This window comes from Aquifex pyrophilus, from assembly GCF_054656935.1.
In genome coordinates this window covers 277,505-296,483 of record NZ_BAAHXJ010000003.1, presented here as the reverse complement: position 1 = coordinate 296,483, position 18,979 = coordinate 277,505, and the positions used below count along the sequence as shown (strand labels likewise).

The following is an 18,979-nucleotide window of genomic DNA, read 5'->3' as shown; positions in this document are numbered from 1 at the left end:
GGCATTTCAAGTGTCAAAATCTACTCCTTGAAAATCAATAGGAAAAATTAAAGGATTGGCCTTCCGAAACCCCTCGTTGCGGGAAATCGTTGGAAATCAAGCCATTCCTCGCCAGCCCTACAAAGTCAAGGCCGAGAGCTGAATTTCTCTATTCAGTTGACAAGGAGCCAAAAAGGGCTATCCCTTAGCCCTTGATTTTCAAAGATATCATAAACTTCAGTTTTATTTTATGATTTTCGTCAGGGATTACGATTTTTCTTGCATTTTTATTAAGAATTCTTTAAATTAAATAGATTTAAATTATTTTCAGGGCTCCAGTAATCTTCGTAAACCTCAAGGGGGACTTTTTGAGCCTGTTCAAGGAGAGGCTCGGTTATTTTCCAGAGGAGTTCGGCTTCCTCTCCATCAAGGAATAGAGTTCTGTCCCCCTCTATAACGTCAAGGAGGAGGGACTCGTAAGCGTCGGGAATCTCACCGAGGGCTTCTTTGAGGTAAAGCTTCCATTCCTTGCTCTGGGCACAGCTCAGAAATCCGTAAGGTGAGATGAGGTTAACCGAGAAGGAAACCGCATTCTCGGGATATATATTGAACGTAAGTATATTCTCCTTAGGGACACATCCTATTATCCCTTCAAGGGATTTCAGGTTTTTAAAGCGAATGCTTATCTCGGTTCTTTTTTCCCTTAACTTTTTGCCCGTAATTATGTGGAAGGGAACGCCTTCCCACCTTTCGTTTTTCACCGAAAGTCTCACGTGAACGAAAGTCTCAACATCACCCCTGTAACTTTTATACTTTCCCCTTCTGAGGCTTTCCCTCACAAACTCAAAGAACTTGAGCGTTCGCTTTATCTCGTTGTGAAACTCCTCGGGAGAGCTCGGTAGCTCCATAGCGGTAAATGCCGAGAGCATTAACATATGGTTCTGGACCATATCCCTGATAGCTCCCACCCTATCGTAATAGGCTTCCCTTCCCTCAACGCCTTCCCTTTCAAGGGCTAAAACAAAAACCTCCTCAACGTAATGTCTGTTTAAAAGCCCGTAAAATACGGGATTTGAGAACTTGAAGGAGAGTATATTCTGAACCTGCGGTTTTCCGAGGAAGTGGTCTATCCTGTAAATCTCCTCTTCCCTGAAGTATCTTTTAACGATATCGTTTAACTCCCTTGCATCGTTCAGATTAAGGCCGTAAGGCTTCTCAATCACTATCCTTTTTAACGGAACGTTCAGAAACTTCCCTATCCCCTCAAGGGCTTCCCTGAATAAATAGGGTGGAAGTGCAAGGTAAAACACGTTCAGAACATCTTTGTTGAGGAGCTTTCCGAGCTTTTTATAGCTTTCTTCGTCGCTCACATTAAACTCAACAAAGTTCAATTTCTCCTTTAGATTCTCAGATACCTTACTCTTAATCTCCTCAAACTTCTTTTTCTTTCTTCCGAGAATGAAAACCCTTCCCAGATTAACCTTTTCCTTTATCCTGTCTATTGCGGGAAGGAGCTTCTTCCTTGATAAGTCTCCCGTTCCTCCGAAGATTATAAAATCAATCTTTCTTTCTGAAGGGATGCCTTCCGAACTCATACCTCAGGACCGCAAGGACTTTATTCCTGAATATATCCTTTTTCCTTGAGTCAAACCTTCCGAAGAGGGAGTTCGCAATAACGTTCAGGGAAACGCCCCTGTCAACCGCCTCCTTTACGCACCACCTTCCCTCTCCTGAGTCCTCAACGTACCCCTCAACCTCCTCAAGGTTTCCGAACTCCTGAAAGGCTTTCTCAAGAAGTTCCATAAGGAAAGAGCGAATTATACTCCCTTCCTTGTAAACCCTCGCAACCTCCTTCAGGTCGTAATCGTATGGGGACTCTTTCAGGAGCTCAAAGCCCTCTCCAATTGCCTCCATTATCCCGTATTCTATGCCGTTGTGAACCATCTTCGCGTAATGCCCAGCCCCGCTTTTTCCGAGATAGGCGTATCCCTTCCCTTCGTAAGCCAAGTCCCTGAACAGGTGCTCCCACTTTCTAAAGGCCTCCTCATCGCCCCCAATCATGAGGGAAAATCCCTTTCCCTTGCCAAGAACTCCCCCGCTCACTCCCACATCAAGGAAGTTAACGCCGAGTTTTGAGAGCTCCTCATACCTCCTTACTGAGTCTTTATAAAAGGAGTTTCCCCCGTCAACAACGGTATCCCCCTCTTTTAACAGGAGCTTCAAGCGGTTTAAAACCTCATCTACCGCAGTATGGGGAACCATAATCCAGAATAGCCTTTCCCCTTCAAATCTACCGAACTCCTCATAATCTTCAATAACTTCTATGCCGAGCTCTTTTCTTGCCCTCTCCCTTGACTCTTTTGTTTTTGCATAGCCTACAACCCTCCAGGAAAGGTTTTTAAGGCGGTGGGCAATAGCCCCTCCCATTCTCCCGAGGCCTATTAATAAAACTTCCTTCTTCACAGAGTTCCACCCTCGGCGGTTATACCCAGCTCTTCGGGAGTGAGGCTCTGTATGGCCTCTTTCAGGTTATCAAACACGGTGTAGAAATCCTCACCCAGGAACTTAACGCCCCTTCCGTATAGCTTCTGGAATGCGTAGGAAACCATTCTCTGCTTATCGTAGGACATCGTTACGCCGAGCTCTTCCGCCTTCTGGTTCAGAACTATCTTAACCTCCTCAAGCTTTCTTGCTCTGTTTTCCCTTTCCTTTTCCGCCTCCTTGAGGGGCATGTCAAGGAACTCATCAACCTTCTGGAGAATCCTCTCAAAGTATGAGCCCGGGAACTTTTTGTCTCCCAGTCTTTCTATAACGAAACCTATCGTTATGTAAAAGGGATACTGGATAAAGGGCTCAAGCTCATACTCCTTCATATCGGGATTTTGCTGAAGCTTTTCCATAAAGAGGTTGTAGGCCTGAACCGCTTTCTCCTTCAGCCCCGGTGCTTTTTCAATGTTGAAGCTGAGTATGTAGTTTCTCAAATCCTTCGGAAGAACAAATGCGGGTATCCTCTCAAGCCCCACTATCTTTGCCGCTTCCAGTCTGTGCTGTCCGTCTATCACCTCGTAGTATCCCTCGCCGTTTGCGGGAACGACCATTATGGGGTCTATGAAACCGAGGGTTTGTATTGAGTTTATCAACCTCTCTATCAGTGTGTTAGATAGAGGTCTCTCTATCGGGGGAATTATTACCTTATCCACATCTACTTCCTGAAAGATAATCTCATAACCCTTTACGGGTTCAGTGTACTTACATTTATCCATTTTTGCACCTCCCTTTTATAAAACATCTTATTAAGATTTTTGAGCTTCTTATTATAAATTTTAGTCTCTCTTCAGTTTATTTCAAGGCTTGAAAATCCTTCCCTCCGCAAAAACCCCGCTGAGACATCCCGTAAAATCCGCCCCTCCCCTGCACACCTTAAAGCGAATTTCCCTATCGTTTATAACCTCAAGGATACCCGTCGGCGTTTCCTTCGTTATCCCCTTTTTTCCGCTAACCGCGTAATCCTCTCCGTCGTAGCTTATGACCCCGAAAAAAGCCCCCCTACAGGAGGCAACAACTTTTAAACCTTCCTTTATACCGAACTTATTTCTGAAATAGCCCATAACTTCTTTCACCTCAACCCTGTGAACCTCACAGCAGAAGGGTTTTATTTCCCTTAAGCTCCCGTCGTAGTTTTTATAAACTCCCGTAATGCAAACTTCCTTTGCAGTTTTCCACCACTCGGTAAAGGGCTCACTCCCAAACAGAAAGCCGAGAAGTAAAAGAAGAACTATCAATCCCTCTTATACCTCCCCATAAGCTCACCGCTTCCGAGGATATGCCCCTTCATTCTCTCTTCAACTTCCCTTCTCGTTGCCTCCGGAGGAAGTCCTAAACTTTCAACGTCAAGGGCGTAAACCTTAAAGAAGTATCTGTGATACCCGTGCCCCCTCGGAGGGCAAGGTCCCCCGTATCCCACCCTTCCGAAATCGTTAACACCCTGTTTTATTCCGTTTACCTCTTTACTTTTGGGGAAGTTTTCGGGAAGCTCGTTAACGTTGGAAGGAATGTCGTAAACGACCCAGTGGGTAAAGGTTCCTATCGGAGCATCCGGGTCGTCCATTATAAGAACGAAGGACCTCGCTCCAGACACTCCCTCCCACCGAATAGGAGGAGAGATATCCTCTCCCTCACAGGTATACTTCTTGGGTATAACCTCTCCGTATTCAAAAGCTGAGCTAAACACCTTCATAACAGCCCCTCCCATTGATATTAAACCGAGGCCCAAAAAGAAGCCCAAAACTCTATTCATATAGTTTATTTTATTTTCGTATGAGAATTCTCTTTTTATGCTACAGGTTTAACTCCCTCTCCCAGAGGCTCTACTGCGAGCTCACCGAAAGGGGACACGAGGTATCTGTAGAGCTTGACGTTCACCCCGAACTCACAATAGAAGCCGCCGAACTCTACAAGCCCGACCTAATTATAGCCCCTTTCCTCAAAAGAAAGATTCCCCCAGAGGTCTGGAAAAAGTATCCCACCCTTATAGTTCATCCGGGACCTCCCGGGGATAGGGGACCTCACGCAATTGATTGGGCTATACTTAACAACGTAAAGGAGTGGGGCGTTATACTCCTTGAGGCTTCAGAGGAATACGATGCGGGAGATATATGGGCTTTCAGAACATTCCCCATAAGATTTGCGAGAAAATCAAGTCTATACAGAAATGAAATAACCGAGGGGGCGGTTGAGTGCGTTCTTGAGGCTATTGAGAGCCTTGAAAGGGGAAAGATAAGTAAAACACCTCAAGGTGAGAAATACAACTGGAACAAAATTGAAAAAGAAAGAAGAAGGATAAACTGGGAAGAAGACTCAACAGAGGATGTTCTAAGAAAGATTTACGCATCGGACAGCCAGCCGGGTGCAACCGCAACCCTTCAAGGGGAGGAGTATTACCTTTACAACGCATATCCCGAAGAGGAGCTTAAAGGAAAACCCGGGGAGATAATAGCCATAAGGGACGAAGCTATTTGTATAGGAACGGGGGACGGGGCTATATGGATTACCCATTTAAGGGAAAAAAGGAAGGACTCTATAAAGCTTCCCGCTGTCAGAGTTCTCAAAAATATAAAGGCTCCCGAAATCCCTTTAAAGCCCTGGGAAAAGGTTGATTTCAAAACTTACAGGGAGATAGTTTACGAAGAAGAAAAGGGAGTAGCTTACATTTACTTCAACTTTTACAACGGTGCTATGTCCACGGAGCAGTGTTACAGACTACTTGAGACTATAAGGTATGCCAAGAAAAGACCTGTAAAGGCTATAGTCCTCATGGGACAGGAAGATTTCTTCTCAAACGGAATGAACTTAAATACTATTGAGAATGCGGAAAGTCCGCCCGACGAGAGCTGGAGGAATATAAACGCAATAGACGACGTATGTGAGGAAATTCTTAAAACTCCTGACAAGCTCACCGTTGCGGGAATGCAGGGAAATGCGGGAGCGGGAGGAGTCTTTATGGCTCTCAACTGCGACTTCGTTTTTGCGAGGGAAGGGGTGGTTCTTAACCCCCACTACAAGAATATAGGAAACCTATACGGCTCGGAGTTCTGGACCTACATACTTCCCAGGAGAGTTGGATGGGAAATGGGAAAAGAGGTTATGGAAAACAGAATGCCCATAAGCTCAAGAAAGGCAAAGGAGATAGGTTTAATTGACGACGTTTTCGGGAAAACACCTAAGGAGTTCAGAAAGCTCCTTAAAGGAAAACTTGAGAAGTTTATAAACTCAAGGGAGTATTACGAGTTTATAGAGAGAAAGAAAAGGGAGAGAACCTCTCCCAAGTGGGAAGAGGAGATAAGGAAGGCAAGGGAGCACGAGCTTGAGAAGATGAAACTGAACTTTTACGGCTTTGACACGAGCTATCACATAGCCCGATACTACTTCGTCCACAGAAAGCCCCACTTCAGAACACCTCCTTATCTCGCAAAGCACAGGAGAAAGATAAAGCTTTAATAAATAATTTCTGGAATATAAATTATTAGTTATTGATTCATTAAATTAAGGAGGGGTAGTTATGAAACTTTTCAATGCTTTTCTTCTTCTATTAGGATTTTCTTTGTTTTTTTTTAGTTGTGCTCCCACTGCTCAACAAGCAAAGACTTCACAGGGGGAGTATGCGAAGGAAATGAAAACGAGAGAGCCCGAGTTACCTAAATGTGACAAACCCTTAGGTACAATTGTGGCAAAAGGCTTTAAGTGTAAAGCTGCAGCTTGTGTAGGAGATAGGCTTGTTTTCGGGCCTAACTATACGGTGGAAGTATCCCCTACAGTCCTCGGGGAAGGTCTTTCCGATATGCTCGTAACAGCACTTGTACAAACCGGATGTTTTAAAGTTCTTGAAAGGGAAACACTCCAAGAGATAAAAGAAGAGCTGGAACTTATGGGTGTACAACCAAAACAAACGCTAAAAGGTGCAGACTTTCTTCTGACGGGTGCGGTTACGGCTCTTGAAATGAACGCAGCCGGTATAGGTGGAGGTGGCGTTATCATTCCACTTCCCTTTATCGGTGGTGCGGGTGTAAAGGCGGGAAAGCAAAAAGCCCACATAGCTTTAGACTTAAGAGTTGTTAGGGTAAGGGATGCGGAGATACTTCTGGCTAAAGCTGTGGAAGGTAAGTCTGAAAGATGGAAGTTTGGTGTTGGAGGAGGTGGTATCTTTGGAACTACCATAGCAGGGGGATGGTTCGAAGCCTTTAAAAATACACCAATGGAAGAGGCAACAAGGGACTTAATCTATCATGCTGTTAAGCTTATAGTAAGCGAACTAAAGCAGTATGGGCCTGTATCACAAGAAGTATCGTATCCTGCTAAATCTGTTGAAAAAAAAGAAGTCGGAAGTGTTCCTTCGGCAACCGGATTGAAAAGGGCAACAGTTATATTTAGGCACGGAGATAGAATTCTGTGGGAGGAAAATTTTTCTTCTTGTGAGGTAGTTCCAAAAACCATCAGGATAATCCAGGGAACCGCTGAGTGTGTCGAGTTTCAAAATAAAATTTGGCTCGCATCCATAAAGGGATGGACTAAAGTTGAAAAACATATACACAATTGGAATCTTTCAAAAGATTGGTCCCTCGAATTTACAGTTCACCTAAGAAATGGGAATGAAGCAGTTTTACAAGAACTGCATCTATTTATAGGAAATGAAAAGTCTCCTTTATTTTTAATTTACAGAGCGGACAAACTTCTACAGGTAAACAAAAGAAACCTTCCCGCAGTGCAATCAAACGGTGTTACTCACACAATAGGATTAATGAAAATAGGAGATACCGTTCACGTATTCGTTGACGGAAATAGATGGAGTTCCGTTCCAGTTGAAACCGTTTCTCTTGCAAGACTGAAAGGCAGAGTTCTAATAGAACTTGGGCCTGGGGATATAGAAAAAGGTTCCTATGCATTCATAACGAACTTAAAGGTTTCTCAGTTTTCGAAATAAAGCTCCTTCAGGGCTTTTTCTTTTTCTTTCATCCCTTATAGTTGAAGCTAAAATAAATTCTCAATGAACCTTGAGGTAGAGCTTTTCGGAATAAGGTTTAAAAACCCCGTATGGGTGGCGAGCGGGACTTTCGGCTACGGGCTTGAGGCAACGGATATTTACGATGTATCAAAACTGGGCGCGGTTGTAACGAAAGGGCTTTCCCTAAAGCCGAGGCTCGGGAACGACCTTCCGAGAATAGTTGAGACCCCCTGCGGTATGCTAAACTCCATAGGTCTCCAGAACCCCGGCGTTGAGAAGTTCTTAAAGGAGCTTTATCCCAAGATAAAAAACATAGATACCCACTTTATAGCGAACGTTTTCGGGGAGAGCGAAGAGGAATACGTTGAGGTATGCATAGCCCTTGAAGATGCGGAAAAGATAGTTGCCTACGAGCTTAACGTTTCCTGTCCCAACGTAAAGAAGGGGGGCATAGTTTTCGGACACGACCCCCTAATACTCGGAAATCTCGTTGAGAGCATTAAAAAGAGGATAAAAAAGCCCCTTCTCGTTAAACTCTCCCCCAACGTTACCGATGTTACCGAGTTTGCAAAGGTATGCATAGAGAGCGGGGCGGACGGGCTCGTTCTTATAAACACCCTTCTCGGTATGAAGATAGATATAAGAAGAAAGAAGCCCGACCTCGCTACAAAAACGGGTGGACTCTCGGGTCCCGCAATTCTTCCCATAGCGGTGAGGATGATTTATCAGGTTTACGAGAAGTTCGGGAATGCTATTCCCATAATAGGTGTCGGGGGAATAACGACATACGAGGATGCCCTCGAACACGTAATGGCGGGAGCGAGTGCGGTTCAGGTTGGAACCGCAAATTTCTACGACCCCCTTGCACCCCTTAAGGTATTGGAGGGAATAGAGAACTATATGAAGGAAGAGGGAATTAAGGATTTTAAAGAGCTTGTAGGCGTTGCTCATAAAAATATTTAGGGAATTAATAACAATATTAAGAATTTCTTATATATGATAAATGTAAGGAATCCCTTATAATTTAATGCTATGAAAAAAGCCGAGGAGGTTCCCGCCATTACCATTTCCTTCAGCATAAAATTTCCCTTCATAATGTGGTTCAAAGACTATGACAAGAGTAAGTTCATAAGGGACCTGATAGCGGGAGTCACAGTTGCAGCGGTTTACGTTCCCCAGTCAATGGCTTACGCCATGCTCGCCGGAATGCCCCCCATCAACGGACTTTACGTCGCCTTTATAGCGACCATTGTTGCTGCAATCTTCGGAAGCTCAAGATACCTGAATACGGGTCCCGTTGCTATGACCTGTCTCCTTTCAGCGTCCGTTCTTTACGGTATAGGTCTTGAACCTCAAACCCCAGACTGGATTAAGTACATGTCCCTTCTCGCTTTAATGGTGGGATTGATAAGGCTAACGGTTGGTTTACTTAAGCTGGGTTTTATAGTTGACCTCATATCAAACAGCGTTGTTATCGGATTTACAGCCGCGGGTGCTATGGTAATAGCTCTGTCCCAGTTCGGACACCTTTTCGGATATAAAATAGAGCGTTCAACCCATATATTTGACGTTGTTACGGACCTCATAAGCAAGATAGAGATGACAAATCCATACACGCTCAGCATAGGGATACTTGCCTATCTCCTCATATGGATATCAAGGAAGATTAGCGTATACATTCCCGGAGCCCTTATAGCGGTTATAGTTACATCCCTTCTCGTTTACCACTTCAAGCTATACAACTTCGGTGTAGCTATAGTCGGTGATGTTCCCCAGGGTCTTCCCAATCCCGAACCTCCCCCTCTTGACTTTGCAACCATGAGCAAGATGTGGGGAGGTGCTTTTGTCGTAGCCTTCTTCGGTCTAATAGAAGCGGTAGCCATAGCAAAAACCCTTGCAGTGAGAGTAGGGGACAAGTGGGACCCAAATCAGGAGCTCATAGGTCAGGGGCTTGCAAATGTTGCGGTATCCTTCTTTAAAGGTTTTCCCGCCGGAGGTTCTTTCTCCCGTTCATCCCTCAACTATACGCTGGGGGCGGTTACACCCCTTGCAAGCGTAATATCTGGCGCACTCGTCGGACTCACCCTATTCCTCCTTGCACCAGCCTTTTATTACCTTCCGAAAGCAACCCTTGCATCAATAGTTCTCTCCGCGGTCATAAACCTCATAAGACCGCAAGACATAATAAAGCTTTACAGGATTAACAAGATTGACGGGGTGGTTGCAGGTCTTACCTTTGCGTCGGTCTTCTTTATGGATTTATGGGTTGCTATAACCCTCGGCGTTCTTTTATCACTTGGAAGCTTCGTTTACAAAACTATGTATCCCCGTATCGTCACCTTAACAAGGGACCCCGTAACGAGAACCTTTGTGAATGCGGAAAAGAGGGGCCTTCCCGAGTGTCCTCAGATAATGTTCATAAGGCCTAATATGTCTATATACTTCGGGAACGCTCAATACGTTTACGACTACATTATGGAAAAGGTTGAGGATGCCCTCTTTAACGGAAGACCCTTAAAGTTCGTCCTCATAGACATGGAAGCGGTGAACTACGTTGATGCAACGGGTGCCCAGACCATAGTAAGACTCGTTAAAGACATAAGAAGTAAGAATGTAGAAGTTGCCTTCGCGAATATAGGTTGCGATGTTTACCCCATTCTTGAGAATGCGGGATTTGATAAGGTTGTAAATCACGAACTTGTGTTTAACGCAAAAGGAGAGGCCATAGGGGAACTATTCAAACGCCTTGACCACGAATACTGCAGGGACCGGTGTCCTTATGCCGTATTTGATGAGTGCTTTACGGTAAAAACGCCGGAAAAAGCGGAAGAGCTGAGGAGAAAAGTTGAGGAGCTAAAGCGGAATGTCGCTTGACCGCTTCTTAAAAACCTTTTTTATATCACTTATAAGGTATATAGAACCTATAACGAGAATGTCTTCGTCCCTGTTTACGAGCTCTTCCGGGATTAACCTCTTTGTCCTTAGCCCAATATCTCTGGCAAAAGATTCAAGGTTTTCAGGATTTTCCGCCCTGTAGTAATCTATCGGGAGTATGTATATCTCTTCAAAGTAGTTCTTGATAAGCCTGAGGCTGAGCTCCCACTCCTTTCCTTTTAGGCTTGAGAATGCGAGCTTTAGACTCGGGAAATGCCTCTTTACCTCTTTAACAACCTTCGCAACAGCGTAAGGATTGTGGGATGCGTCAACCATGAGGAGTGGCTCTTTCCTCAAAACCTCCATTCTTCCCTCCCAGACGGTTTCCGAAAGGGCTTTCCTTACCTTATCCTCTTTAAGCTTTGTAAATAAAGAGCAAAGAGTTATGGCGGTAGATGCGTTATCTATCTGCCACTTTCCCCAGAGGGATAACTCAGCTCTATTGAGGGAAAAACGCTCTGAGATATATCTCTCAAGGGTTGTTTTTGAGCCATCAACTTTACCGAGGTATTCGTAATCAATCCCCGCAACGAACAGATTTCTAAAGCCGAGCTCCAGAGCCTTCGTATATAGGGGATAACGTGCGGTTCCGAGAACGAGGGGCTTACCTTCCCTGTATAGCTGAAGCTTCTCAAGGGCTATCTTCTCAACGGTATCACCGAGCCACTTTGTGTGGTCCCTTTCCACGTTCGTTATGCCTATCACTTCCGCATTTACCACCTTTGTGGCGTCCCACCTTCCCCCCATGCCCACCTCAAACACTCCAACGTCTACCTTCTCGTCCTCAAAGAACTTAACCGCTATGAGGGTCGCAGCCTCAAAGTATGTGAGATTAAACCTTTCAAAAACTTTTTTAAGCTCTTTAACGTAATACCTTAACCTCTCTTCTTCAATCTCCCTTCCGTTAATTCTCCACCTCTCGTTTTCCCTGATTAAATGAGGTGAGACGAACCATCCCGTTTTGTATCCGTGCTCTCTTAGTATCCTTTCGGTAAAGGCACAGGTTGAGCCCTTCCCGTTAGTCCCGCCTACGAGAATGGCGGGATAACTCCTCTGGGGATTTCCGATAAACTCACAGGCTTTTTTTATTCTCTCAAGGGTGGGTTTCACGTCAAAGTCCTTTCCCCTGTATAGCTCCCATAAGATAGCCATAAGAGTATTTTAAGGATACAATTAGAAACAAAGCCCTCTCGGAGGTAAGGGAATGGAATACGACTTGATAATACTCGGTGCGGGAAGCGGAGGATACGAAGCGGGACTTTACGCCTTCAGAAGGGGCATGAAGGTGGCCTTCGTTGAGCTATCCCCCGAAACGGTCGGCGGGAACTGCTTGAACAGGGGTTGTATTCCCTCAAAGTATATGAGGCACGGAGCCTACCTTCTTGACAAGTTTGAGAAGATGGAGAAATACGGGATACTTCCAAAAGGCTACGACCTTGACTATAAAAAGCTTAAAGAGGGAAGGGACGACGTAGTCGTAACAATTAGGGAGAACTTCAAGAAGTTTGCCCAGCAGTTGAGAATTCCCATATACTACGGAAGGGGCGTTCTGAAGGACCCCAATACCGTTTTCGTTGAAGGTGCGGAGAAAGAGCTCAAAGCCAAGTATATACTCGTCGCAACGGGCTCCTCTCCGACCTCAATAGGAAACCTCGTTCCCGACGGGAAATACGTTATAGACACAGACCAGATATGGGACATAGACTACATACCAAAAAAGGTTTTAATAGTGGGCGGTGGTGCGGTAGGTGTTGAGTTCGCATACATATTCCGAAAATACGGGAGCGAGGTTGTTCTCGTAGAGATAAAGGAAAGACTTCTTCCCTCTCCCGACATTCCCGAGGATAGCGGAAGGTATTTAGCGAGGAAGTTAAGGGAACTCGGCGTTGATATAAGAACGAGGACATCGGTTGAGAGCTGGGAGAAGAAGAACGGAGGTGTAAAGGCAAAGCTCACCGATGGAAGCGAGGTTGAGGCGGACTTCATACTGCTTGGTGTTGGAAGGAGACCAAATACAAAGGGAATAGGTCTTGAGGAAGTCGGTGTTGAGCTTGACGAGAGGGGATTCGTAAAGACGAACGAGTATTCTCAGACAAATGTTCCGAACATTTACGCCTGCGGTGATATAACCTCTCCCCTTATGCTCGCCCATAAATCCATGTATGAGGGGAAGATAGCGGTAGCTCACATGCTCGGAGAAAGGGACTGGAAGAAGAACGAGAGGATAATCCCAAAAATCATATACTCCGCCCTTGAGGTTGCGTCGGTGGGACTCACGGAAGAACAGGCGGAAGATGAGGACATAGAGGTGAGGGTAGGCGTTGCCTCTTTTGTATCCAATCCAAAGGCGATGGACGACGGGGAGAACGAGGGCTTTGTAAGGATAGTAGCGGACGACGAGACGGGAGAGATTCTCGGATGCCATATAGTTGGACCTCATGCGGGAGAGCTTATACACCAGGTTGTTCACATGATTAAGGACGCAAAAACCGTTGAGTTTGCATCAAAAACCATGTATTCCCATCCCTCCCTCTCGGAAAACATAGGAATAGCCTCCTCCGAGATTTATTACGGGCCCATATCTTGGGTAAAGAGAAGGTAAGAACTAAATTTAAAACAAGGAGGTAAAGAAATGGCGGTTCAGGATATCATAGAAGCCCTCAAAAAGGAAACCCTGCAGGATGTAGGTATAGATAAAAATCTCGCCCAGCTTGTTAAGGACATAAAGATGAGCGGGAACGTTTTAACCATAGTTATGGAGCCCCCGAGGGAGGGACTTGAGGACCTCATAAGGGCTAAGGCCATAGAGGTTTTGAGTGAGCTTCCGGAAGTTCAGAAGGTTGATATAAAGTTCTCAAAGCCACAAGGAACTCAGATTCCCGTAAAGCAAACACCTCCCCAAGGTCAGCCCCAGCACCCGCCCCAGCAACCCATGTTCACGAGAAAGCAGGTTCCCGGCGTAAAGCACATAATAGCTGTGGGAAGCGGAAAAGGCGGAGTGGGTAAATCAACGGTCGCCGCAAATCTCGCTTTAGCACTTGCGAAGCTCGGTTATAAGGTTGGTCTTCTTGACGCGGATGTATACGGTCCGAGCGTTCCCACCCTTTTCGGGCTCAAGGGGGAGAGGGTTACCGTTGACCAGTTCCAGAGACTCGTTCCCATAGAGAAATACGGCATAAAGGTCCTCTCCATAGGATTTATGCTTCCTTCGGAAGACACTCCCATAATCTGGAGAGGTCCCATGCTCATGAAGGCTATAACGGAGTTCCTCTTTAGTACCAAATGGGGAAATCTTGATTACCTCATAATGGACCTCCCGCCGGGAACGGGAGACGTTCAGATAACGCTCGCTCAGAACGTTGAGATGACGGGAGCGGTTGTAGTAACGACTCCCCAAGATGTGGCACTTGCGGACGTGAGAAAGGCGGTTTCTATGTTCAGGGAGGTTAACATACCTGTTCTCGGAGTTATTGAGAATATGGCTTACTTCATATGCCCCAGCGATAAACAGAAGTATTACATATTCGGAAAGGGCAAGGTTGCGGAGTTTGCGAGCGCTTATAATCTCAAGATACTCGGCTCAATACCGATAGACCCCGAGGTTGCGGAGAAGTCCGATAAGGGAGAACCCATAGTTGTATCCCATCCCGACTCGGAAGTCGCAAGGGCTTTTATAAGCATAGCGAAGATGCTCGCTCAGGTCGTCCACGAAAGGGCTTAAGTGAATCTTTATCAAGGTTTTTACGGAAGGGAGGCATATCATTAAGAGAATAGTAAGGAGGTAAAGGGATGTTTAAAACGAAAGCGGGAAAGAGAGTGGTTTATGCGGACCACATAGCTACCACACCTGTTGCGGAAGAAGTTCTTGAGGCTATGCTTCCCTACTTCAGGGAGATATTCGGAAACCCCACATCCCTTCACAGCTTCGGACAGGAGGCTAAGAAGGCGGTTGAGAAGGCAAGGGAGCAGGTAGCCCAGCTCATAAACGCAAACATTCCCGAGGAGATAATATTCACCTCGGGCGGTATAGAGGCAAACAACCTTGCGATAAAGGGAATAGCAAAGGCTTACCAAAGAAGGGGAAGACATATAGTCACAACCGAGATAGAGCACCACTCAATACTCCACCCCTGTAAAACCCTTGAGAGGGAAGGATGGGAAGTTACATACCTCAAGCCCGATAAGTACGGGCTTATAGACCCAGAACAGGTAAGGGAAGCGGTAAGGGAAGACACCGTTCTCGTATCCATAGGACACTCCAACAGGGAGATAGGAACGATACAGAATATAAAGGAGCTTGTAAAGGCTGCGAAGGAAAAGAACCCCAAGGTTATATTCCACACCGATGCAGCACCGAGCCTCGGACACTACCCCGTTGATGTTAAGGACTGGGGAGTGGATGCGGCATCTTTTACCGCTCACCTTATGTACGGACCAAAGGGTGTGGGAGCCCTATGGACCAGAAAGGGTGTTAAGGTAAAGCCCCTTATAGAAGGTGGAACGCAGGAAAGGGGAGTGAGAGCGGGAACGGAGAACGTCCCCGGCATAGTAGGTTTCGGAGCTGCCGCAGAACTCGCTATGAAAGAGCTTGACGACAGAATGAAGAGACTCTCCCACTACAGGGATAAGCTGAGAAAGGGACTTGAGGAAAAGGTTGATTACATTGAGTTTACGGGACACCCCACCCAGAGACTGCCTCACCACCTTTCTATAATCGTTCACTTCGTTGAAGGTGAGGCTATGCTCCTCAGACTTGACCTTATGGGCATAGAAACAGCTTCCGGCTCCGCATGCGTATCCCTCGCACTGAAGCAGTCCCACGTTCTCAGTGCAATAGGCGTTCCCAAGGAAGTTTCAAACGGCTCGGTCGTATTCTCCTTCGGAAGGGAAAACACGGAAGAGGACGTTGACTACATACTTGAGGAGTTCCCCAAGGTGATTAACTGGCTGAGAGAAGTTTCTCCCTTCAACCCCGAAAACTGGGAGAAATACGTAAAGTCAAGGGGATAAAATAAAGTAGGTGGCCGGTATACACTTCTTCGTATACCTCTTTTTCTTCCTCTCTTTACTTGTTCTGTTTTTATACACAATCTCGTCTTTTGTAAAGCCAATACTCTGGGCTGTCGTTTTCGGAATAGTTATATACCCCCTTCACGATATCCTAAGGAAAAAGATAAAGAACGATACCCTTTCTTCCCTTCTCCTCACAGCTCTGGTATTTTTCGTGGTTCTAATTCCCTTAACGATAATAGCCTTTATAACTACTCAGCAGATATTCCTTTTCTCGGTAAAGGTAATAAACTTCATTCAGAGCCACAACATTAATGATTACATAAGCATAGTAAAGGAACACCCATACGTTAAGAACAACAGGGAAACCTTAGAACCGATAATTAATTACATACAGAGCGAGGAGTTCAGGAGGGCTATCCTAAACACCGTGAATACTGTTATAACCTTCATAGGGGATAAGCTGAGGAATTACGTTTACACCGCGGGGACGAGTATCTTCAACGCCTTCGTATTTCTGCTTACCCTTTTCTTCATACTCAGGGAGGGAAACAGACTTCTCCACGAAGCTATAAAGCTCATTCCCATGAAAGAAGAGGACCTTGAGGTAATCCTGAAAACTATATATAAAACAGTTCTCGCGGTCATTTACGGAACCGTAGGAACAGCCATAGCTCAGGCCATAATGAGCTTTATTGGATACTCCCTTGCAGGTGTAAACTTTGCCCTTATATGGAGCATTCTCACCTTTCTTGCTGCATTTATCCCTCCCTTTGGTGCAGCCTTCATATGGGTTCCCATGGATATCTATCTTTTTATGACGAAGGGAATAAAGGAAGGACTTACACTCCTCATCTTTGGGACGCTCTTCATATCAACTATGGACAACATAGTGAGACCCCTCGTTATGAAACAAGGTATAAAACTCCCCTACGTTGCCCTTTTCTTTGCAACAATCGGAGGACTTATAAAGTTCGGTTTTATAGGTATATTCCTCGGGCCCATTATTCTCACGACCCTTCTCGTTTCAACGAAGATATACAAAAGGAGAGTGTTGGGGGATTAAGACTCCCCCTTTCTCTTTAGCTCCCTCTCGTGTTCTTCAATCTTCAGGACCACCTTCCACATACCGAAGGGTATGAATATGTAAACGAGTGTTGCTATCGCTATCAACCACTTCCAGAAGGGGTCAAATATGCCGTTTGTCGTGAGAATGTAGGAGGTGTATAACATGCCCGCGAGGAATGCAAATATTAACTGCTTGTAAATGTTCCTACCGCTCATCTTAAAAACGGTGTAAGAAAAGGCATAGGCACCGGCAAAGAGTATGTAAAAGAAGCCGGCACCCAGAACGAAAAGCACCTCGAAGGGATTATTCATCATGCCGGTTTCACCTCCGTGGCTTCAGCTTTCCTTCCTATTGTAAGCATATCGTAGACCAGGACGAAGTAGAAGAGGAAGAAGAGTATTCCGAATCCGAGCCTCCAGTACATGGGTATCTTTACCCAGGGGTGCATCTGGGTAACTATGTAGTCCTGCCAGGTAGCACCGCCTACAGCCCTTTCAAAGAAGGTTTGGGCAAATCCCGCAACGAGTAGGGCTCCCACCATACCGACCATCGTAACGATCATACCTACGTAGGCTATACGCCAGAGCTTGCTGTCAAGAATGGGACCCTGAGGAGCTCTAATGTACTGGAGCGCTATATACATTAGAACGAGGTTTGTAGCAACGTAAGCTCCGAAGAATGCGAGGTGTCCGTGAGAAGGTGCCAATTGTGTCCCGTGGGAATATAGGTTAATCTGGGGAAGGGTGTGCATAAATCCCCAAACACCGGCTCCGAAGAAGTTTCCGAATGCCTGGAGGAATATGAAGAATAAAGCGGGTCTGTTTACCGCCTGGAGCTTATGAACACCCGCATCGTAAACCGCGTGAACAATCATAGCAACCAGAGGTAGAGGTTCTAAAGATGAGAAGAATCCGCCTATACCGAGCCAGTATTCGGGCGTTCCAATCCAGTAGTAGTGGTGTCCCAGTCCAAGAATTCCCGTTCCGAATACGAGCAGAACCTCAAGGTATAGCCATCCCTCTATTATCTTTCTGGGCGTTCCGAGAACGTGCATCAAAGCCCATCCCATAAGGACGCCTACGAGAACTTCCCAGGTGGCCTCAACCCATAGGTGAACTACCCACCACCAGAAAAACTGGTCAACGGTTATGTTAGGGGTAAAGAACATACCCGCTATGTATAAACCCGCAAGGGCTATGAGGTCTATCAGGAGAACTCCGAGAAGCCCCGTTATCTTCCTTGCCTTCAGAACCGTTGCAAGGACGTTGTAGTATATAATGCCCATTACTGCAACTATGCCGAGGTCAGCCCACCGTGGAGCTTCTACGTATTCCCTTCCCTCGTTGATAAACCACATCGTGAAGAAGTTTCCCTTACCCATCTGGACCAAGATGTAAACGAGAACCACTATGCCTACCGCTCCCGTAAGGAGGTAAAAGCCTATCCTTCCGAGCTTTGCTCCAACGACGTCCCTTCCCGTCTCATCGGGAAGTAGCCAGTAAATACCTCCTATGAAGCCCATTATGAGCCATACGACCATGGCGTTTATGTGGAGCATTCTCGTTATGTTGAAGGGCATAACCGTGTAAAGGAAGTCAGGATTAATGTACTGGTAGGCTGCTATAACGCCGAAGAGGAGTTGAGCACCGAAAAGAACTATGGCAACGGTCCAGTACATAAGGGCTATCTTTTTACTCTCGGGGAGACCCGAGATATCTCCCCAGAGCCTGGTCAAGAGCTTCTCCATAGCTCACACCTCCCTTTATCAGAACTTCACAAGTTTTGACTCACCGAAGTGGTCGGGAAAGCCGTTCGTATTTATCGCGGCCATCCACTTCAGGTATGCGACAACCGCCTTCGCCTCTTCCTCGTCAAGTCCGAGGTTCGGCATTCTTCTGGTCCAGGTTGCGTATTTGTCGGGATACATGAGGAACTTAACCATAGCTTCCTCTTTCGTCTTTGACTCGGTTGCGGGAACCATTATCTTTTCCCACTTGGGGTCAAGCCAAGCCTTTGTGAGGTCTGGAGCGTAGTAAGCCCCGTTTCCGAGAAGAGTATGGCAGTTCATGCAGGCCCTGCTCTGAATGACGAGCTTTCCCTTAACTATGAGCTCCCTTGCCTCTTCTTCCGTGTACTCCTTTCCGAAGAGGAGCTCCTTCTCGGGGCCTATTACGGGCTTGTAATATCCCTTTTCAGGGTCAAACTTGTAGTCAATCTTGTAGTTAATCACCGCCGGAGATGGAACCCTTTCGCTTCCCATCTTCACCTGGGATAGGGTGTCAAAGGTGAGGACTATAAGGGCTATGAACATAATTGAAGAGCCTATAATGGCGTAGCGCTTCCAGAACTCGGGGTCAAGCCAGTTCCTTCCCCGGGTCCATATGGCCCCGAGAACGATGGTTAAGAAAAGAGTTGCAACGGTAACCTCAAGCCAGCCGAACTTCATCTTTCACCCCTCCTAACTATGAAAGTAAGCATTTATTTACAAA

The 18,979-nt window shown here is 46.0% G+C and carries 17 protein-coding genes; 8 read left to right on the top strand and 9 right to left on the bottom strand.

Features of this window, described 5'->3' with window-relative positions:
* Positions 1-269 precede the first annotated feature (269 nt).
* From ACYQZ0_RS02120 to ACYQZ0_RS02100, 5 genes are all read right to left on the bottom strand, one after another.
* Positions 270-1,574, bottom strand: a complete 1,305-nt coding sequence (locus ACYQZ0_RS02120; protein ID WP_459774840.1) for a glucose-6-phosphate dehydrogenase — start codon at positions 1,572-1,574, stop codon at positions 270-272.
* Positions 1,537-2,442: a phosphogluconate dehydrogenase (NAD(+)-dependent, decarboxylating) gene (gene gnd / locus ACYQZ0_RS02115; protein ID WP_459774839.1), complete on the bottom strand. Its 906-nt coding sequence runs from the start codon at positions 2,440-2,442 to the stop codon at positions 1,537-1,539. Before gnd ends, ACYQZ0_RS02120 begins: the two co-directional genes overlap by 38 nt.
* Entirely contained in the window at positions 2,439-3,242 is an 804-nt protein-coding gene (locus ACYQZ0_RS02110; protein ID WP_459774838.1) for a ParB/RepB/Spo0J family partition protein, read from the bottom strand. The genes gnd and ACYQZ0_RS02110 overlap by 4 nt, the downstream gene beginning before the upstream one ends.
* An 81-nt stretch (positions 3,243-3,323) precedes the next feature.
* Positions 3,324-3,761, bottom strand: a complete 438-nt coding sequence (locus ACYQZ0_RS02105; RefSeq protein ID WP_459774837.1) for a hypothetical protein — start codon at positions 3,759-3,761, stop codon at positions 3,324-3,326.
* Positions 3,758-4,216: a YbhB/YbcL family Raf kinase inhibitor-like protein gene (locus ACYQZ0_RS02100; protein WP_459774836.1), complete on the bottom strand. Its 459-nt coding sequence runs from the start codon at positions 4,214-4,216 to the stop codon at positions 3,758-3,760. The genes ACYQZ0_RS02105 and ACYQZ0_RS02100 overlap by 4 nt, the downstream gene beginning before the upstream one ends.
* An 80-nt stretch (positions 4,217-4,296) precedes the next feature.
* Between ACYQZ0_RS02100 and ACYQZ0_RS02095 the strand changes: the two genes are divergently transcribed.
* The 4 genes from ACYQZ0_RS02095 (at position 4,297) to ACYQZ0_RS02080 (ending at position 10,351) form a co-directional block, all read left to right on the top strand.
* The gene (locus tag ACYQZ0_RS02095) at positions 4,297-5,976 is read left to right on the top strand and encodes a hydrogenase maturation protein (RefSeq protein ID WP_459774834.1); all 1,680 of its coding nucleotides are present in this window, start codon (positions 4,297-4,299) and stop codon (positions 5,974-5,976) included.
* Positions 5,977-6,037: 61 nt separating this feature from the next.
* On the top strand, positions 6,038-7,456 hold the full coding sequence (locus ACYQZ0_RS02090) for a CsgG/HfaB family protein (protein ID WP_459774832.1): 1,419 nt from the start codon (positions 6,038-6,040) through the stop codon (positions 7,454-7,456).
* A 63-nt stretch (positions 7,457-7,519) separates the two neighbouring features.
* Positions 7,520-8,440: a dihydroorotate dehydrogenase gene (locus tag ACYQZ0_RS02085; RefSeq protein WP_459774831.1), complete on the top strand. Its 921-nt coding sequence runs from the start codon at positions 7,520-7,522 to the stop codon at positions 8,438-8,440.
* Between the two features lie 69 nt (positions 8,441-8,509).
* On the top strand, positions 8,510-10,351 hold the full coding sequence (locus ACYQZ0_RS02080; RefSeq protein WP_459774829.1) for a SulP family inorganic anion transporter: 1,842 nt from the start codon (positions 8,510-8,512) through the stop codon (positions 10,349-10,351).
* Here ACYQZ0_RS02080 and ACYQZ0_RS02075 read toward each other — a convergent pair.
* Positions 10,331-11,563, bottom strand: coding sequence for a bifunctional folylpolyglutamate synthase/dihydrofolate synthase (locus tag ACYQZ0_RS02075; RefSeq protein ID WP_459774828.1), 1,233 nt, complete (start codon positions 11,561-11,563; stop codon positions 10,331-10,333). The two genes, ACYQZ0_RS02080 and ACYQZ0_RS02075, sit on opposite strands and share 21 nt — an antisense overlap.
* 52 nt (positions 11,564-11,615) lie before the next feature.
* On the opposite strand from ACYQZ0_RS02075, the gene lpdA reads away from it, so the two are divergent.
* From lpdA to ACYQZ0_RS02055, 4 genes are all read left to right on the top strand, one after another.
* Complete coding sequence (gene lpdA, locus ACYQZ0_RS02070) at positions 11,616-13,013, top strand: dihydrolipoyl dehydrogenase (RefSeq protein ID WP_459774826.1); 1,398 nt, start codon at positions 11,616-11,618, stop codon at positions 13,011-13,013.
* A gap of 30 nt (positions 13,014-13,043) precedes the next feature.
* On the top strand, positions 13,044-14,132 hold the full coding sequence (locus ACYQZ0_RS02065; RefSeq protein WP_459774825.1) for an Mrp/NBP35 family ATP-binding protein: 1,089 nt from the start codon (positions 13,044-13,046) through the stop codon (positions 14,130-14,132).
* A 68-nt stretch (positions 14,133-14,200) separates the two neighbouring features.
* Complete coding sequence (locus ACYQZ0_RS02060; protein WP_459774824.1) at positions 14,201-15,421, top strand: cysteine desulfurase family protein; 1,221 nt, start codon at positions 14,201-14,203, stop codon at positions 15,419-15,421.
* 10 nt (positions 15,422-15,431) lie between these two features.
* The gene (locus ACYQZ0_RS02055; RefSeq protein WP_459774822.1) at positions 15,432-16,487 is read left to right on the top strand and encodes an AI-2E family transporter; all 1,056 of its coding nucleotides are present in this window, start codon (positions 15,432-15,434) and stop codon (positions 16,485-16,487) included.
* Here the strand turns inward: ACYQZ0_RS02055 and ACYQZ0_RS02050 are convergent.
* From ACYQZ0_RS02050 to ACYQZ0_RS02040, 3 genes are read right to left on the bottom strand one after another with little or no spacing between them, the layout of a single operon-like run.
* On the bottom strand, positions 16,484-16,801 hold the full coding sequence (locus ACYQZ0_RS02050) for a hypothetical protein (protein WP_459774821.1): 318 nt from the start codon (positions 16,799-16,801) through the stop codon (positions 16,484-16,486). The genes ACYQZ0_RS02055 and ACYQZ0_RS02050 overlap by 4 nt on opposite strands.
* Positions 16,801-18,237, bottom strand: coding sequence for a cbb3-type cytochrome c oxidase subunit I (locus tag ACYQZ0_RS02045; protein ID WP_459774820.1), 1,437 nt, complete (start codon positions 18,235-18,237; stop codon positions 16,801-16,803). The genes ACYQZ0_RS02050 and ACYQZ0_RS02045 overlap by 1 nt, the downstream gene beginning before the upstream one ends.
* Positions 18,238-18,255: 18 nt before the next feature.
* Entirely contained in the window at positions 18,256-18,936 is a 681-nt protein-coding gene (locus ACYQZ0_RS02040; RefSeq protein WP_459774819.1) for a c-type cytochrome, read from the bottom strand.
* Between the last annotated feature and the right edge of the window lie 43 nt (positions 18,937-18,979).

Bases quoted from the DNA above. Each gene is read 5' to 3' on its own strand.
- ACYQZ0_RS02080 (WP_459774829.1), top strand. From the start codon at position 8,510: ATGAAAAAAGCCGAGGAGGTTCCCGCCATTACCATTTCCTTCAGCATA.
- ACYQZ0_RS02085 (WP_459774831.1), top strand. From the start codon at position 7,520: ATGAACCTTGAGGTAGAGCTTTTCGGAATAAGGTTTAAAAACCCCGTA.
- ACYQZ0_RS02075 (WP_459774828.1), bottom strand. From the start codon at position 11,563: ATGGCTATCTTATGGGAGCTATACAGGGGAAAGGACTTTGACGTGAAA.
- ACYQZ0_RS02040 (WP_459774819.1), bottom strand. From the start codon at position 18,936: ATGAAGTTCGGCTGGCTTGAGGTTACCGTTGCAACTCTTTTCTTAACC.
- ACYQZ0_RS02090 (WP_459774832.1), top strand. From the start codon at position 6,038: ATGAAACTTTTCAATGCTTTTCTTCTTCTATTAGGATTTTCTTTGTTT.
- ACYQZ0_RS02120 (WP_459774840.1), bottom strand. From the start codon at position 1,574: ATGAGTTCGGAAGGCATCCCTTCAGAAAGAAAGATTGATTTTATAATC.
- ACYQZ0_RS02060 (WP_459774824.1), top strand. From the start codon at position 14,201: ATGTTTAAAACGAAAGCGGGAAAGAGAGTGGTTTATGCGGACCACATA.
- ACYQZ0_RS02050 (WP_459774821.1), bottom strand. From the start codon at position 16,801: ATGAATAATCCCTTCGAGGTGCTTTTCGTTCTGGGTGCCGGCTTCTTT.
- ACYQZ0_RS02065 (WP_459774825.1), top strand. From the start codon at position 13,044: ATGGCGGTTCAGGATATCATAGAAGCCCTCAAAAAGGAAACCCTGCAG.
- ACYQZ0_RS02110 (WP_459774838.1), bottom strand. From the start codon at position 3,242: ATGGATAAATGTAAGTACACTGAACCCGTAAAGGGTTATGAGATTATC.
- ACYQZ0_RS02095 (WP_459774834.1), top strand. From the start codon at position 4,297: ATGAGAATTCTCTTTTTATGCTACAGGTTTAACTCCCTCTCCCAGAGG.
- ACYQZ0_RS02100 (WP_459774836.1), bottom strand. From the start codon at position 4,216: ATGAAGGTGTTTAGCTCAGCTTTTGAATACGGAGAGGTTATACCCAAG.
- ACYQZ0_RS02045 (WP_459774820.1), bottom strand. From the start codon at position 18,237: ATGGAGAAGCTCTTGACCAGGCTCTGGGGAGATATCTCGGGTCTCCCC.
- lpdA (WP_459774826.1), top strand. From the start codon at position 11,616: ATGGAATACGACTTGATAATACTCGGTGCGGGAAGCGGAGGATACGAA.